Origin of the sequence: Rhizobium sp. SYY.PMSO, from assembly GCF_046840415.1 — a bacterium.
Taxonomy (GTDB): domain Bacteria; phylum Pseudomonadota; class Alphaproteobacteria; order Rhizobiales; family Rhizobiaceae; genus Rhizobium.
Map to the genome: position 1 here is coordinate 725569 of NZ_CP177351.1, position 14482 is coordinate 740050.

Consider the following 14482-nt stretch of genomic DNA (forward strand, 5'->3'; position numbering starts at 1 on the left):
CATCAATCCGCCGGTTGGCGCATGTCATAGGTCTCAAGATCGAGAAACAGAAAGGCCCGGCGCGGCGGCCGGGCCTCCGATTGATCGTTGGCGCTTTGCGGATTTATTCCGCGGCTTCGAGATGACCGCCCTGATCCTCTTCGGGATCGACGGCCGCCTGCTCGTCGTCGACGCCCTCGGTCAGGAACGCCGGAAGCGCGACCTTGACGGCGTCGGTATCGTCTTCATCAACGATCACCGTTTTATCCTTCTCCGAAATCCCGGTCTCATCCGCGATTTCATCGGCAGGATAACGCAGCACCTCGGGGAGCCATCCGCTGCCGTCGAGCAGCCGGGCGGCTTCGCGCGCCATATCCTGCTTCTTGAGGTGGTCGATGAGCTGCCCGGACTGGTCGCCCTTGGCTTCGCGAACGGCCTGCAGGATGTGGGCCTTGGTCACGCGGCCGAGATAGTTGTCGACCGTCGGCGTCCAGCCCGCACCCACCATGCCGAACCCGATCGTCTGGGCCAGCTGCACGGCGTGCTGGTTTTCCTTGGTGCGCCGGTTCCATTGCTGGATCGTGGCGTTCAGCGACATCGACGCACAATGCGCAAACAGCGCCAGCCGGCTGTCCTGATCGAGCGCGATCAGGTAGGCCCACACCGCATCGGCTTCACCCGGAAGATCGTGCCCCCAGTTTTCCTGGCGCTGTTCGATCTCCTTTGCCCAGACCGTGTCGGCGAGGCCCTGCGTCTTGGTCGACACCGTATGCTGCACCGTGATTTCCAGGCAAGACGCCGTGCCGTAGTAGTAGAAGGTCTTCAGCACCAGAAGGTGCAGCACGGCGATGAAGGCCGTCATCGGCTCATTGGCGAGCGCATTCCTGAGCGCAAGCGTGCGGGCCGCGGTCAGGTCCTCGATGAGGCGTTCCGAGAGCGGCCTGATCTTGCCGTCGTCGTCTTCCGGCTCCTCGAAACCGACGGGCTTGCCGTTGACCGTGACGCCACCTTCTGCCGACGCGATGACGTCGTCCCCGCCATCGCCATCCGGATCGGCGGCGTCGCCCTCCTCGGCCTCGATGACAGGCTCGTCCTCGGGCCGGACGAAGCCGCGCTCGATCTTCAGTTCGCCATTGCCGGCGAGCGAGATGAAGGCACCGCCGCGAGCGACGTCGTCGGGATCGAGCACGTAGGGCCGTTCGTTCAGGGCAGTAAGCTGCGCATCGAGATCATCGAGGCGCGCTTCCGTTTCCTCGGAATAATCGTCGGCGGCCTCGTATTCCTCGCTGAGCTTGTCGAACTCCGCCTGCAAGCTATCATGGCGAGCAAGCTCTTCCTCGGTGAACTCCGCCTGCTTCCCATAGAAGCGGCGAAGACCGGACGCGTGGCCGAAATGGAAGTCGATGGCGGAATCGACCCACTTCCAGCCTTCCTCCGTCTTCAGAGCTTCGGCATCTGCCGTCAGCTTTTCCAGCACGAGCTGTTCGAGGAGCGCCGGATCCTGAAGCCACCCGCCGTTGTCCTGCTCGAAGAGGTCGCGCATGACGCCGCCGCCGGCGGCTTCATAGGCTTCGATGCCGACGTAGACCGCACGGCGATCCGTTGCACGGACCGCCGTTTCGGTCAGCAGCCGGCGGATGTAGTACGGATCCGTGCTCTGCGTGCGCGAAACCGTCTCCCAGACCTGCTCCTGGCGCGCATGATCCTTGGTGAGCGAGAACGCCATCACCTGGCCGAGCTTCATCTGGTCGTCGCCATAGAGTTCCAGCAGACGCGGCGAGACGGACGCCAGCCGGAGGCGCTGCTTCACCGTCGCAACCGAGATGTGGAAGCGAGCGGCGATTTCCTCCTCGTCGAGCCCCTGCTCGCGCAAGACCATCATCGCGCGGAATTCATCCAGCGGATGAAGATCGGCACGCTTGACGTTTTCGGCCAGCGAATCCTCGGCTTCGAGGGTTTCGCCTTCGCTGACGATGCAGGGAACGGCCGTGGTCTTCGTCAGCTGCTTCCGGTCGACCAGCAGTTTCAGCGCGCGGTAGCGGCGGCCGCCGGCAGGGATGCGATAGATACCGGTCTCCTTGCCTTCGGCATCGCGTTCCGCACGCACGTTGATGCTGGTCAGCAACCCGCGGCGGGCAATGTCGTCGGCGAGTTCCTCGATCGAGACGCCGGCCTTTGTCTTGCGCACGTTCTGCTGGCTGAGAACGAGCTTGTTGAAGGGAATATCGCGCCCGGCGTTGAGCGAGATTTTCTGAATGGCCTGTGCCATGTCATGTCTCCGCGGCGGACCGGCCGGAGCCTCTCTCCAGCCACCTCAATCCGCCACGAAGACCCCTGCCCCCTCCCCCTCTTTCCCGGTCCACCGCCCTTAACGCCAGCCGCCAGCGCCCACGTCGCTGTTGGCGGCGCGCGGGCAACTGTTCAGCCAGATCGACATCTGCTGCCGCATGATGCCGATTGGCGCGCAGATTTCCATGATCGGCGCGCTCCCGATTACAAAGCATCTGCCTGAAACAGTTCGACAAAGTGCTGCATGACATCGAGATAGAGGGCGCCGCCGACCAGGCAGACCTCGACGAACGGTTTTCGGCCATGCTCTGTCATCGAGGCGATGTGCATGCCTGGATGTTCGCCCGGTGGCATCACGCGCCGCTGGGTTTTCGGGCGCGGCCATCGCGTACCGAGGCCGCCGGCCTTCATGGCGGCCGCAAGCTCCGGTGTCATCCGTGCCTCATAGTTCTCGATGGTGCTTCTGGCTTCGCGGAAACCATACTCAGCCGACAGGAAGGCGACCTGAGCCTTCTGTCCATCGGGATCGGCATGACGCAGGGTGCGCCAGAGCGGTCCATCATAGCGATCGCGCGCCGGCATGTATTGCGGGCCATCGCGCTTGGTCGTCGAGCACGACAGGATCAACAAACGCCGGGAAGGCAATATGCTGGTCATGCTGCCCTCCCCCTGCTGTCGCGCATATCGAGCAGCTCGGCATAGCGCGCATGGATCGACGATCGATCTAGGTAGCGAGCGCGAATTCCCACCATGGTGCTGACTTCGGACCGCACCTCGGCGAGGAGGTCGGCCTCGCCGTCCGACAGCATCCGGATTGGCCAGCCCTTCACATAGAGCATCGGCTTCGTCAGCCGGCGCTCCGCCTCACGACGACGGTCCGCTTTGTCCCTGGCCATGGCAAGACGATCCTGCGTGCTCGTCTCAAGCAGATGAGGCGCAATATCGCCTAGCCAGCGGCTGCTTTGAAATGCGAATGTGCTGCGGCATTCCAGGCCGACCATGTGGCGATAAAGGTCGTGTGTTTCCGGCTGGGCGACCGCGGCCACCAAATCGGGAAGGCTGGACATGATGCAGAAGCGGCAGGAGACGCGGCTGAGGCCAAACTGGCGATAGGCGGGATGAGGCTCGATGCCCCAGAAATCCAGCGACGAAAAGACCTCTCTCTCAGACCATTCCAGGATCGGCCGCCAGGTCCATATGCGCTCGCCCGGCTTATGGTCGAGGATCTCGGCGCGGGCGCGCTGCGGACTTTCCTCGCGACGGACGCCGGTCACGCTGATGATGGGCAGCCTGGAAAATCGCCGTTTGAGTTCCGCATGGATTTTCGAGGTCTTGAACTCGGACGTGTTAGAATCTCATTGCCGGCGTGCTCCAGCACGGCACGAGCGTCACAGTGCTGAGGTTTTCGTAGCGCGCGACGTTCGATCGCCATCGGCTTTCCCAACGATCCATGAGCCCGCCTTGCTTGCGGCGGACGACAATGAGCTCAGCGCCGAGACGAGTGGACAGATGCTCGCAGATCGGTAGTGAATCCGTCCACTCCACCGAACCGAGGTCGGCATGGATTAGGAGCCGTGGGCCGGAATGTCCGATCCTGTCGAGGTACTCGAAGGTCGCCATGGCCGCGGCCTGGCTATCCTTGCCGCCCGAAACCCCGATGGCGACGGCCGCGCCCTGCTTCAGAAGATCGACGATGGGCGGGACGATGGAGATCTGTGGAAAGGCACGGGAAATCGATATTGCCAGCGGCGACGTGGGCGAAGCCATTCGCGGGCGTGCGTGGTCGACGTTTAGGTGGGAGTGCATGATGCGGCTCCATGGCGAGCAGCCGGAGCCTCTCTCCAGCCTCTCAACCCGCACAGCCGCTCCGCCCCACTCTCCCTCTCCCGCCGCCGACCCGTCTTTCCCATTTCCGGCCGCCCACGCCATCGGCCCGGTTCGGATAGTGGCCCGATACGCAGGAGCGGATGAAGAAATTTCAGGACAAATTCAACGGGATGGCATATCGTCTGGCGCGAAGCGGTACGCGCCGCTTTGGGGCGTGGAAACCCCTGTGAACGGTTGATGCTGGCCGATACAGCATCACACTCCTTGGCCTTTTGGTCGGGGAGCCTGTAGCTATGTCCAGGTTCTCCGAACTAAAAGCTCAGGGCCGTTTCACACGGTTTCCAACTCCCCGATCATGGGGTCAATGAGCATTGGAAGGCGGGGGCGCACCGCCACAATTGCTTCAGGAGAAACCGTTGGCGGAAGGTCTTGCCTACACTTTCTATACCTATTCCGATGCCTGTGTTCCGCTCAATGAGCGCTGGAAGCCGACCGGGCTGCGAGATATCTTCTTTGCCGATCGTGAGGAGGCAAGACGTGCAGTGCTCGCCATGCGCGACGATATCACCGCGGATCCCGACATGGAGTGGACGACCACCAATATCGAAAAGGTGGTGACAGTACCAATCTCCCATTCCAACATCTTGTTATTGCTGAATATCGGTCCCGGCGCTTTTGTTGCGGAGTACGAGGTCCTTGAGACCATCGTTTGACGAATTTTCAGCCTGTAGCGACAGATTTTTCTCGCGTCGGCAATACAACGCCGAGTGTTCAGCACCCAGCTCGACTTTATCGGCTGGGCCAGCAGCGTTTGAGACCGAATTTATTCGCCAACCTGTCGGCTGGATCATTGCTCGGCAATCGATATTCGGGCTGGATGGGATATGAAAAGTTGGATATGATAATATCCTCGAAAGGATATGCTGTCATGCCGCTTTATATCAAAGACCCGGAGGTCGACCGGCTCACGGAAGAACTTATCAGCATCACGAAATCCAGCAAGGTGGATGCTGTCAAAGACGCACTGAAGCACGAGATCGCAACACGTCGGGCCGCGCTGCCCCTCCGTGAGCGGCTTACGAAGTCCCTCTCCATGGCTCGCGAAGCCGGCCCCTTTGCGCGCGGAAATCACAAACAGGAGACAGATGAGATGTGGGGCGAGAACTGATGCTCTTTATCGATGCCTCGGTTGTCGTTGCCATTCTCGCGGAAGAAGAAGACGCTTTCGCCCTGATTGATCGGCTTGAGCAGGAAGGCGGACCCTACTACGTTTCGGTTATCGTGCGAATGGAAGCGACGCTGTCGCTAACCCGGCGGCTGGCAGAGGCAACGGGTCGCGATAAGCCAGCCACTCCAGAAATGCTGGATACCGCGCGACGCCTTGTCGATCAGTTCATCTCCGACCTGGAGTGCAAGGAAGCGATGATTTCCGGCGACGTTGGCGCCAAGGCCCTCGATGCCGCGCAGCAATTCGGCAAGATCATGAATCATCCTGCCAAGCTGAACATGGGCGACTGCTTCACATACGCCTGCGCGCATGCGTACAGAACGCGGATTGCCTTTAAGGGTGACGACTTCACCTACACGGACCTCGGCTGGCATAGACATTAGAGGCATAGTAGTTCGACCATACGGGAGACGGTCTCCTATACATCAAGCTGTCGTATGCGTTGCCTAATGGAAATTACGGCAGCATCGCCACTTGCCATCATAAACGGTTTTGGCTTTCGGCCCTTGCCGGCGGCGATCTGTTCCATGGTCCGGCCCGATGCGACGGAGGTCAGGTTCTCATCGAGGATGGCCGCGCCGTTCTCCTCGACGGAATGGTCGTCATGATGCTTGATCAGCAGCCAGTTGGTGCGCTTGCCGCCGTCGCGGTTGTGACGCATCCGAACGAGCACGAAGCTTCCGTGCAGACGCTTGCCGTGCAACACGAATTTGAAGTCGCCCTTTTTGAGCGCCTCTTCCGGCGACTTGCTGCCCTCCGGCTCCCAATAGCCTCGGTCCCACAGCATCACCGTGCCGCCGCCATATTGGCCTTTCGGGATCGTACCTTCGAAATCGCCATAGTCGAGCGGATGATCCTCCACCTCAACGGCAAGCCGCTTGTCGCCCGGATCGAGTGAAGGGCCTTTTGTCACCGCCCAGCTTTTGAAAACTCCGTCGAGTTCGAGCCGGAGATCGTAATGCAGCCGCGTGGCATCGTGTTTCTGAATGATAAAGCGCAGCCGGTTCGACGGCTTGACCTCCGTCGCTCCGCTCGGTTCCTGGGTCTGCTTGAAATCCCGCTTCTTCTTGTAGGTTGAGAGCTTGTCAGCCGTCATCATCGACCTCGATCCATCTCACGTTGACAACGCCATCGAAATTCGGCGACGACGAGAAGAAAACCCCACGTGAATGATCCTTGTTCCCAAGCGCTCACCACGATGTCTGGTTGCGACAGCCGCACCTGGCAAGTATGCTCGCCGCTGGCGCAATGCCGCTCACTTACGAGGATCTTCATGGCAACGGGTACAGTCAAGTTTTTCAATCAGGACAAGGGTTTCGGGTTCATCACGCCCGACGACGGCGGGCAGGATGTCTTCGTCCATGTCTCGGGCGTCATCTCGGGCGGGCCGCTGCGCGATGGCTCGAAGGTCAGCTACGACCTCGGTCAGGACCGCAAGACCGGCAAGTCGAAGGCGGAAAACGTTCGCGCGATCTGATGGGCGCGGGTCAAGGGCGGCGGTTATCGATGCCGCCGCCCGAGCAATTCAAGGGTGCGTCGATCCGGTTCGCCGGCAAAGAAGCGCTGAAGGGCGAGCCGAAACTTTTCCTCCGCCGCGCCGGCAGCTTCATTGAACAGGGTCATGGACGAGCGGAATTTCAGATCGTCCGGCGACCCGAATATCTCGTGGGCGGTACGGTCGGATACCCCGAGCACCGCATCGACCGAGCAGGCCAATCGTTCAGCAAGCATGGGATGCTGGAGATAGGCCCGAGCCTCCTCAATGGAGCCGATACCGTAGAAGCTCGCAGTCGGAGATCTGCCGAGTGCACGCAACTGCGGAAAGACGAACCACATCCAATGGGTTTCCTTGCGTCCCGCCCTCAGCTCGGCAAGGACCGTAACGAATACAAAATCCTGCGCCCACACGAAGCGGGAAAGCTCAAATGGATCGTTCTCTGCCATCGCTCGTTGCCTTTGATGCCGATCTCAGTCGGGTGCGGCGGCCAGCAGAACTGCGACAGGCACCGTTAAGGCCAACGCGCTGATCGCCAACGCCGTTGCATACCTGATGATGCGGGCGCGCCGCGCGCGCCGGGGATCCCATTCATACGCCATATAAGCCCCTCCGACCGAAAAGAAAGCATGGGCAATACGCCGAGTCCATCCGTGCAGCATCGAAACGCCACCTCGCGAACGCTCGCCATTGCAAAGCGGCCGGCCGCTCCCATCTTCAGGCATGGGAGCCTGCGGAGAAACGCAATGCGACAGTTTTTCGAGAATATCGCGTCGGATGATGGGATCGAAATCATCACCCCGGAGAAAAGAGCAACCGGCTCGCGCTGCTCTGCCGTTTGCCTCTGCTGCGAGCGGACGGACCAACCGATGGATGACGACGGTTGCGGCATTTGCGATGCATGTCTCGGTTTGACTGTTCGGACAAGGGAGGATCAGAATGGTCTTGAACTTTCGGCCCCCTCCCATCTATCGCTTACCACCCGTATTCGATGACTGCCCGCAGCGATGGTGCTCTGTCGCGCGTTCGTAGTCGTCCGGGTCGGAAGGACGCTCCCCGAAAGGGTCGAGTGCCCTTCGTCATTCGGGAAAAGAAATGCCTCTCACCAGGAAGAACGGCGCATCGACGTCGAAAGAACTCGGGCTGTTCTGGCCAATGCAGACGCCCGGGGGAACGACAATCCACGTCTTCCTCTATGCCAACGCAATGTAATCGTTTCATCTCTAGTCAAATTTTCTCATGTATTCGCCTTGTTACGCCGACACGCCTTCGATGAAAACGATTTGGCCGCCACCGTTCCGGATTGTTGCATAAAACGTCGATCGTCCGCTGAACCACACGGTTTACCGCGACATGGGAGCAGACCAGCTTTCTCGTCCAACTGTGAAGATCATCGCGAAAATGCAGATCTAGTGGTGTTGCTGTATACTTCCGAAATGGCATAACTCGTCCTCCTTGGTGTTGCAGGCGGAGAGCACAACCCTCAGTCGGCGCTGCTACAGGTTCTGTGGATAACGATCATTCACCTTACTCGTTAAAGAGGCAGCGTCCACAGGCATCATTGCACGCTAGCGTGCCAAGCCTCTAATGGGTATGGCGACGACGGCGGTGCGCTTCATAAGCCGCTATAAGTTTCGCCCGCTGACTGTTGGTCATATCGCGGTTGAAATCCGTCATTGCCCATACGACGGCGATGGTTTCAAGCTGCGCTGGATTTACAATGCCAGATCGAACCAGCTGGATCAGCCGAACCGCGAATGCATCCAGGCAATAGTCAGACGCATCGAACCAAGGCTCACCGGTCACCAGGTCGAATATCTGTTCAACGACCTCAAGGTCTTTCGGGCGTAGTGTCCTACCTGCGAGACGCCGCAAACGCTCCATGCCATTTCCCAACCACATACCCTATAAAGTCACACAATCAGCCATAGGAAAACCGCAGGTTGATATAGCTCATCTTAATATGAGTTATCGCTTAAAAATATTGACCTGTGTCAAAAGGCTGAGCGCGTCCGTTTGCAAGCGCGATAAACGGCAAGCTGGCGGTCGACCTCACGCCGTCGTCTTCGGGCCAATTACTGGAGGCGTCATGGTTCTCTCCTTTGAAAGCACGCCACGGCTTCCGGGAAGGAGGGGCCGTGGCGCACCGGGGAACAGAGGACCTCGTGAGCAATCGTTCCCTACTGTTGAACTGAATGCACGGCCGAATGTTCCACAGGTTGTGGAACATCAACATCAAGCATCAGTTTTAGCACTTGAAAGGCAGTTTCGAGGTAACACGATGTATCCCCGCGATTTGAGCGAGTTGATATTTGCGATCGTGCTCCTGTTGACGCCGCTGATCATTGGCGGCGCGGCACTCATGAAATATCTTGGATGGCTGAATTAACACCAAGCATCGCATCAATGCCGAGCCACGCTAAACTCGCGGCCCGGTCGTTTTTTTGCTGTCGGGGTGCGGTCGTGGTCAGCTTCCATGCTGGCGGCCAAATCGTCTTCGTCGAAGGCAGGCGGGCATAACAGGGCAAATATCTCGCCGCCGACATTCGAGGCATCGAGTAGATGCGCACTGGCGCACAGGATACGGATGAGTCTCAGAACGGGGAGGTTGGAGGCAAAGCCTTTTTTAGCCAGCAGCGTGATAAGGTATCGAAGGTCATATTGTTCCATCGTGATTGTCCGTTTCTGGAAATGATCCAACCCACAGCTTTCTGAAAAAACCTATACGCCTCAGCGCATTGATCTGATATGGCGTTCGCTCCGGAAGACACACTCGTCATCCGTGTCCACCTTTGTTCCCGCGCTTCAATGTCAATGAGAGTAGCCATGAGACAAAGCCAAACGCCACAAACCGCCAATCGCATGCTTGGTCTCGATCCCGGTGTCGCGTTCGGGCTTATTGGCGCAATCGTGTTTTTCCTGATCAGCGGCGTCGTTGCGTACCTCAATCTTCAGGCTCTGGAGGCGGGCAACGAGAAGATCATCCAGACACACGTTGCCATCGTCGCGCTAGACGAATTGCTCTCGCATGTTCAGGACGCAGAAACGGGCCAACGCGGCTTCCTGCTGACGAACAACGAGCGCTATCTCGCGCCCTATAATTCAGCTCTTCGCGCCATCCCGCCGCAGTTGGACAGGATCGCCCAGTTGACCAATGGCAATCCGGGCCAAAGCCAAAGGTTGATGACGCTGCGGCAGCATGTCGACGCAAAGCTATCCGAGCTAGCGCAGACGATCGATCTTCGCCGCACCGAAGGTCCCGATGCGGCGCTCGGTGTTGTCAACTCCGATGCCGGAAAGATCGAGATGGACGCGATCCGCGCGCAAATCGCGGCAATGGCTGTCGGCGAAGGTGAAGTTCGCGTCCGACGGCTCGCGGACATGAAGGCGGCGCAGCAGCGAGCGCTACTCAGCACGCTTCTGTCCGGTCTCCTTGGCATCGTGCTGACTGCCGTGATCGGTTTCCTTGTTCGCCGGACCACTCTCGCCCGTCGTCGAGAGGAATGGCTGCAGTCTGGCGAAGTCGGATTGGCGTCCGCCATGATGGGCGACCAGCCCGTCGAGCAGCTCGGCAATAGCATCCTGGACTTCCTGGCGCGTTACGCAGGAGCGGTTGCCGGTGCCGTTTTCATCGCCGGTGGCGATAGCTACCAGCGCGCCTCTGTCTATGGTGTCCGCAACGATGCAAGCATTCCAACGCAATTCAAACCGAGAGAGGGCCTGATGGGCCAAGCGGCTGCAGAAGGCAGGGCCATGGTGGTTGATAACGTGCCCGACGGATACCTTTCCTTCGGTTCGGCGCTCGGCAAGGACAAGCCGCGTCATCTCATCATTCTGCCGGGGAAGACCGATGACACCGTCAACTCCGTCATCGAGCTCGGCTTCCTGCGTCCGATCAATGAGAAGATTGTCGCACTTCTCGACCGTGCGTCGGAAGCTATTGCAATCGCCATCCGCTCCGCGACCTACCGCGCAGAGCTGCAGAACCTTCTGGAAGAGACCCAACGGCAGTCTGAAGAACTTCAGACCCAGAGTGAGGAACTGCGCGTCTCGAACGAGGAGCTGGAGGAACAGAGCCGGGCGCTGAAGGAATCGCAGGCTCGCCTCGAGCAGCAGCAAGTCGAGCTCGAGCAGACCAATGCCCAACTCGAGGAGCAAGCGCAGCAGTTGGAGACGCAGCGCGACGATCTCGAACAGGCCAATGCCTCGATCCAGCTCAAAGCACGGGCACTTGAACAGGCAAGCCAGTATAAGTCCGACTTTCTCGCCAACATGTCGCACGAACTGCGCACACCGCTGAATTCGTCGCTCATTCTTGCCAAGCTTCTCGCCGATAATCCTGATGAAAACCTGACGGAGGAGCAGGTCAAATACGCCAAGACAATCCAGTCATCCGGCAACGACCTTTTGAACCTCATCAACGATATTCTCGATCTCTCCAAGATCGAGGCTGGCCATGTGGATATCCGCTCCGAGACGGTCGCGCTCGAGCGCCTTGCCAATAATCTGCGCCAAGTCTTCCAACCTCTGGCGGCGGACAAAGGACTTGAATTCGCAGTGGAAATCGCCTCGGAAGCACCGGTGGAGATCGAAACCGATCCCCAGCGGCTTGAGCAAGTGCTTAAAAATCTCCTGTCCAACGCGATCAAATTTACCGAAGCTGGCAAGGTCAGCATGAAGGTCGCGCTCGGCAGGGATGGCCAGCTCTCTTTCTTTGTATCCGACACCGGCATTGGCATCGACAAGAAACAGCAACAGAGTGTCTTCGAAGCCTTCCATCAGGCCGATGGCACGATCAGCCGCAAATACGGCGGCACCGGCCTCGGTCTCTCGATCTCGCGGCAGCTTGTCCGTCTACTCGGCGGAACGATCGCCTTGGAGAGTCAGGCAGGTAAGGGCAGCACCTTCATCGTCACGATCCCCAAAACCTACGATCCGTCGCGAGTGGCGGCTCGGGATCAGATTCCGACCGAATCGCCTGCACCCGAGATACCAACACAGGAGCAGGCGCGCTCTGTCCGACCCAGACCGCTTCGCAAGATCGATGATGACCGCGATAAGCTAAACGACGCAAAGCGCGTCCTTCTGGTTATCGAAGACGACGACATTTTTGCCGCGATCGTTCGCGACCTGTCGCGCGAAATGGGATTTCGGTCCATCGTCGCTGGCACCGCTGAGGAAGCGTTGAGTCTGGCCCAGGAATTCAAGCCGAGCGCGATTGTGCTAGATGTCGGCCTGCCTGACCAGTCGGGACTTGCGGTTCTTGATCGGCTGAAGCATGACGTCCAGACCCGCCATATTCCCATCCACGTCGTATCTGGCAGCGATCACACAGAGACGGCCTATTCGCTTGGGGCGGCAGGATATGCCATCAAGCCCGTCAATCGAGAACAGTTGGTGGAAGTCCTGCAGAAACTCGAAGCCCGGCTTTCGCAGCGCGTGCACCGTGTTCTAATCGTCGAGGACGATGCGGTGCAACGTGAAGCAGTATCAAAACTACTGGGCTCGCAGGATGTCGAAACAGTGACCGCCGGGACCGCGGCCGAATGCCTGAGCCTTCTCAAGAATGAAACGTTCGACTGCATGGTGCTCGACTTGTCCCTTCCGGACGCCTCTGGCTATTCGCTTCTCGAAACCCTCAGCCAGGAGAGTGCCTACGCCTTTCCACCCGTCATCGTTTATACCGGCCGGGAACTCTCGCGGGACGAGGAGCACAAGCTACGGCGTTATTCAAAATCGATCATCATCAAGGGAGCGAAATCCCCCGAGCGCCTCCTGGATGAAGTCAGCCTTTTTCTGCACCAGGTAATCTCCGAACTGCCTGCTGAACAGCAGAAGATGATCCGGAAAGCGCGGAACCGGGATGCGCTTCTCGAAGGCCGGCGCATCCTGGTGGTCGAAGACGACGTTCGCAATGTCTATGCGCTCACAAATATTCTTGAGCCACGAGGCGCCGGCATCGAGATCGCCCGCAACGGGCGCGAAGCGCTGGATGCTTTGCACAAGGCTTCGGCCGATGGTGGCTCAGCAATCGAGCTGGTGCTCATGGATGTGATGATGCCGGTGATGGATGGGCTGACCGCCACGCGCGAGATCCGCAAAAATCCCGCATGGAAGAAGCTTCCCATCATTACGCTGACGGCCAAGGCGATGCCCGATGACCAGCAGCGGTGCATAGAGGCCGGGGCCAACGACTATATGGCAAAGCCCCTTGACGTCGAAAAGCTATTGTCACTCGTGCGTGTCTGGATGCCCAAATGACGGATTCAGCTATGCCAGAGAAAATCGAAGACATTGAAATCCGACTTCTGCTGGAAGCCTTGTATTTCAAGTACCACTACGATTTCCGCAATTACGCGATGGCGTCTATCAAGCGCCGGCTGAAGCAAGCGCGTGAACAGCTGGGATTCGCCACCTTTTCGGCGTTGCAGGAAAATCTCCTGCGCGACCCGGACATGCTGCCACAGCTGCTGCGGTTCCTAACCGTGCAGGTGAGCGAGATGTTTCGCGACCCCAGCTACTTCAAGGCTATCCGGGAAAAGGTCGTACCCCATCTGCGGACCTATCCGTCGCTGAAGGTGTGGATCGCCGGCTGCAGCGCTGGTGAGGAATTGTATTCGCTCGTCATCCTCTTCCGCGAAGAGGGTTTAGAAGATCGCACAATCTTTTACGCGACTGACATCAATCAGGAAGCACTGTTGGCGGCCGAGGCAGGAATCTTCGCGCTGGACAGGCTACAACTCTTCACGGAGAATCATCGCAAATCGGGGGGTAAGTCATCCCTGTCCGACTATTATCAGGCTGCTTATGGCAGGGTGACTTTCGATAAGACCCTGCGTCGCAATGTGGTCTTCTCGGATCACAGCCTGGTCACGGACGCCGTCTTCGCAGAGATGCACCTGATTTCCTGCCGCAACGTGATGATCTACTTCGATCGCGGCCTGCAGGACCGTGCGCTTGAGCTCTTCAAGGATTCCTTGGCGCGGAAGGGATTCCTGGGCCTCGGCGCCAAGGAAAGCCTGCGGTTCTCACGACACGCTACAGCCTTCACCGACTTCGTCCGGGAGGAGAAGATCTATCAAAGGCGGCCCGAATAATGGCGGTCGCTCCCGAAGCCATCGTAATCGGCGCGTCGGCTGGCGCTGTCGAGGCTCTCTCTGTCATTCTTCCCGCCCTTCCCGCAGACTATCGACTGCCGATTGTCGTGGTGGTTCATGTGCCCGCTGACAAACGCAGCATCATGGCCGATCTCTTCCAAGCCAAGTGCGAACTCGCAGTATGCGAGGCGGAGGATAAACAGCCACTTTTCGGCGGTACCGTCTATTTCGCTCCTCCCGACTATCATCTGCTTATCGAAACCGGCAAGAGCCTGTCGCTTTCCAGTGACGAACCGGTTCTTTTCTCCCGCCCGTCGATCGACGTCCTCTTTGAAACTGCCGCTGACGCTTTTGGGGAAACCTTGATCGCAATCGTCCTTACCGGCGCCAATGGTGACGGCGCTAAAGGCTTGCAGGCGGTGGTGGAAGCAGGCGGAGTTGCACTTGTCCAAGATCCGATTAATGCGTTCGCATCGATAATGCCCGAAACCGCCATTCAGATGTCCCCCCGAGCTCGCGTCATGTCGCTCGGAGAGATCGCGCAATATTTAAAAGAGGTTTGAGACA

At 58.8% G+C, this 14482-nt stretch carries 15 protein-coding genes and 1 pseudogene; 9 read left to right on the forward strand and 7 right to left on the reverse strand.

The window, feature by feature from the left end; all coding sequences use genetic code 11:
* Window positions 1–103: 103 nt before the first annotated feature.
* From ACJJVH_RS30035 to ACJJVH_RS30050, 4 genes are all read right to left on the reverse strand, one after another.
* Window positions 104–2248, reverse strand: a complete 2145-nt coding sequence (locus ACJJVH_RS30035; RefSeq protein ID WP_412066912.1) for a ParB/RepB/Spo0J family partition protein — start codon at window positions 2246–2248, stop codon at window positions 104–106.
* Between the two features lie 224 nt (window positions 2249–2472).
* Window positions 2473–2925, reverse strand: coding sequence for a hypothetical protein (locus ACJJVH_RS30040; protein WP_412066913.1), 453 nt, complete (start codon window positions 2923–2925; stop codon window positions 2473–2475).
* The gene (locus ACJJVH_RS30045) at window positions 2922–3542 is read right to left on the reverse strand and encodes a phosphoadenosine phosphosulfate reductase family protein (RefSeq protein ID WP_412066914.1); all 621 of its coding nucleotides are present in this window, start codon (window positions 3540–3542) and stop codon (window positions 2922–2924) included. Before ACJJVH_RS30045 ends, ACJJVH_RS30040 begins: the two co-directional genes overlap by 4 nt.
* A gap of 73 nt (window positions 3543–3615) precedes the next feature.
* Entirely contained in the window at window positions 3616–4074 is a 459-nt protein-coding gene (locus tag ACJJVH_RS30050) for a hypothetical protein (protein ID WP_412066915.1), read from the reverse strand.
* Between the two features lie 437 nt (window positions 4075–4511).
* Here ACJJVH_RS30050 and ACJJVH_RS30055 point away from each other — a divergent pair, with 437 nt between their 5' ends.
* The 3 genes from ACJJVH_RS30055 to ACJJVH_RS30065 all read left to right on the forward strand — a co-directional run bounded on the left by ACJJVH_RS30055 (window position 4512) and on the right by ACJJVH_RS30065 (window position 5706).
* Window positions 4512–4808 (forward strand): hypothetical protein, encoded by a 297-nt coding sequence (locus ACJJVH_RS30055; RefSeq protein WP_113401077.1) that lies wholly within the window; start codon window positions 4512–4514, stop codon window positions 4806–4808.
* 215 nt (window positions 4809–5023) lie between these two features.
* Window positions 5024–5263 carry a type II toxin-antitoxin system VapB family antitoxin gene (locus tag ACJJVH_RS30060; protein WP_112803984.1) on the forward strand — a complete coding sequence of 80 codons (240 nt, stop codon included), beginning with the start codon at window positions 5024–5026 and terminating at the stop codon, window positions 5261–5263.
* Window positions 5263–5706, forward strand: coding sequence for a type II toxin-antitoxin system VapC family toxin (locus ACJJVH_RS30065; protein WP_412066916.1), 444 nt, complete (start codon window positions 5263–5265; stop codon window positions 5704–5706). The genes ACJJVH_RS30060 and ACJJVH_RS30065 overlap by 1 nt, the downstream gene beginning before the upstream one ends.
* A gap of 83 nt (window positions 5707–5789) precedes the next feature.
* Here the strand turns inward: ACJJVH_RS30065 and ACJJVH_RS30070 are convergent.
* Window positions 5790–6419: pseudogene (locus ACJJVH_RS30070) on the reverse strand (DNA polymerase ligase N-terminal domain-containing protein); the annotation flags it as partial.
* 177 nt (window positions 6420–6596) lie between these two features.
* Between ACJJVH_RS30070 and ACJJVH_RS30075 the strand changes: the two are divergent.
* Window positions 6597–6800, forward strand: a complete 204-nt coding sequence (locus ACJJVH_RS30075) for a cold-shock protein (RefSeq protein ID WP_112803963.1) — start codon at window positions 6597–6599, stop codon at window positions 6798–6800.
* A 23-nt stretch (window positions 6801–6823) separates the two neighbouring features.
* Here the strand turns inward: ACJJVH_RS30075 and ACJJVH_RS30080 are convergent, their stop codons facing one another.
* Window positions 6824–7267, reverse strand: coding sequence for a DUF1810 domain-containing protein (locus ACJJVH_RS30080; RefSeq protein WP_112803962.1), 444 nt, complete (start codon window positions 7265–7267; stop codon window positions 6824–6826).
* A 1138-nt stretch (window positions 7268–8405) separates the two neighbouring features.
* On the opposite strand from ACJJVH_RS30080, the gene ACJJVH_RS30085 reads away from it, so the two are divergent.
* Window positions 8406–8669, forward strand: coding sequence for a hypothetical protein (locus ACJJVH_RS30085; RefSeq protein ID WP_113361299.1), 264 nt, complete (start codon window positions 8406–8408; stop codon window positions 8667–8669).
* A gap of 238 nt (window positions 8670–8907) precedes the next feature.
* A complete protein-coding gene (locus ACJJVH_RS30090; RefSeq protein WP_162749336.1) occupies window positions 8908–9207 on the forward strand; it encodes a hypothetical protein in 300 nt (99 codons plus the stop codon).
* Between the two features lie 14 nt (window positions 9208–9221).
* On the opposite strand, the gene ACJJVH_RS30095 is transcribed toward ACJJVH_RS30090, so the two are convergent.
* Entirely contained in the window at window positions 9222–9488 is a 267-nt protein-coding gene (locus ACJJVH_RS30095) for a hypothetical protein (protein WP_412066917.1), read from the reverse strand.
* Between the two features lie 156 nt (window positions 9489–9644).
* Between ACJJVH_RS30095 and ACJJVH_RS30100 the strand changes: the two genes are divergently transcribed.
* The 3 genes from ACJJVH_RS30100 to ACJJVH_RS30110 are packed head-to-tail and all read left to right on the forward strand — an operon-like array spanning window position 9645 to window position 14478.
* Window positions 9645–13079: a response regulator gene (locus tag ACJJVH_RS30100; RefSeq protein WP_412066945.1), complete on the forward strand. Its 3435-nt coding sequence runs from the start codon at window positions 9645–9647 to the stop codon at window positions 13077–13079.
* Window positions 13076–13915 carry a CheR family methyltransferase gene (locus ACJJVH_RS30105; protein WP_412066918.1) on the forward strand — a complete coding sequence of 280 codons (840 nt, stop codon included), beginning with the start codon at window positions 13076–13078 and terminating at the stop codon, window positions 13913–13915. The genes ACJJVH_RS30100 and ACJJVH_RS30105 overlap by 4 nt, the downstream gene beginning before the upstream one ends.
* Window positions 13915–14478, forward strand: a complete 564-nt coding sequence (locus ACJJVH_RS30110) for a chemotaxis protein CheB (protein ID WP_112803957.1) — start codon at window positions 13915–13917, stop codon at window positions 14476–14478. Before ACJJVH_RS30105 ends, ACJJVH_RS30110 begins: the two co-directional genes overlap by 1 nt.
* The last annotated feature ends 4 nt before the right edge of the window (window positions 14479–14482 follow it).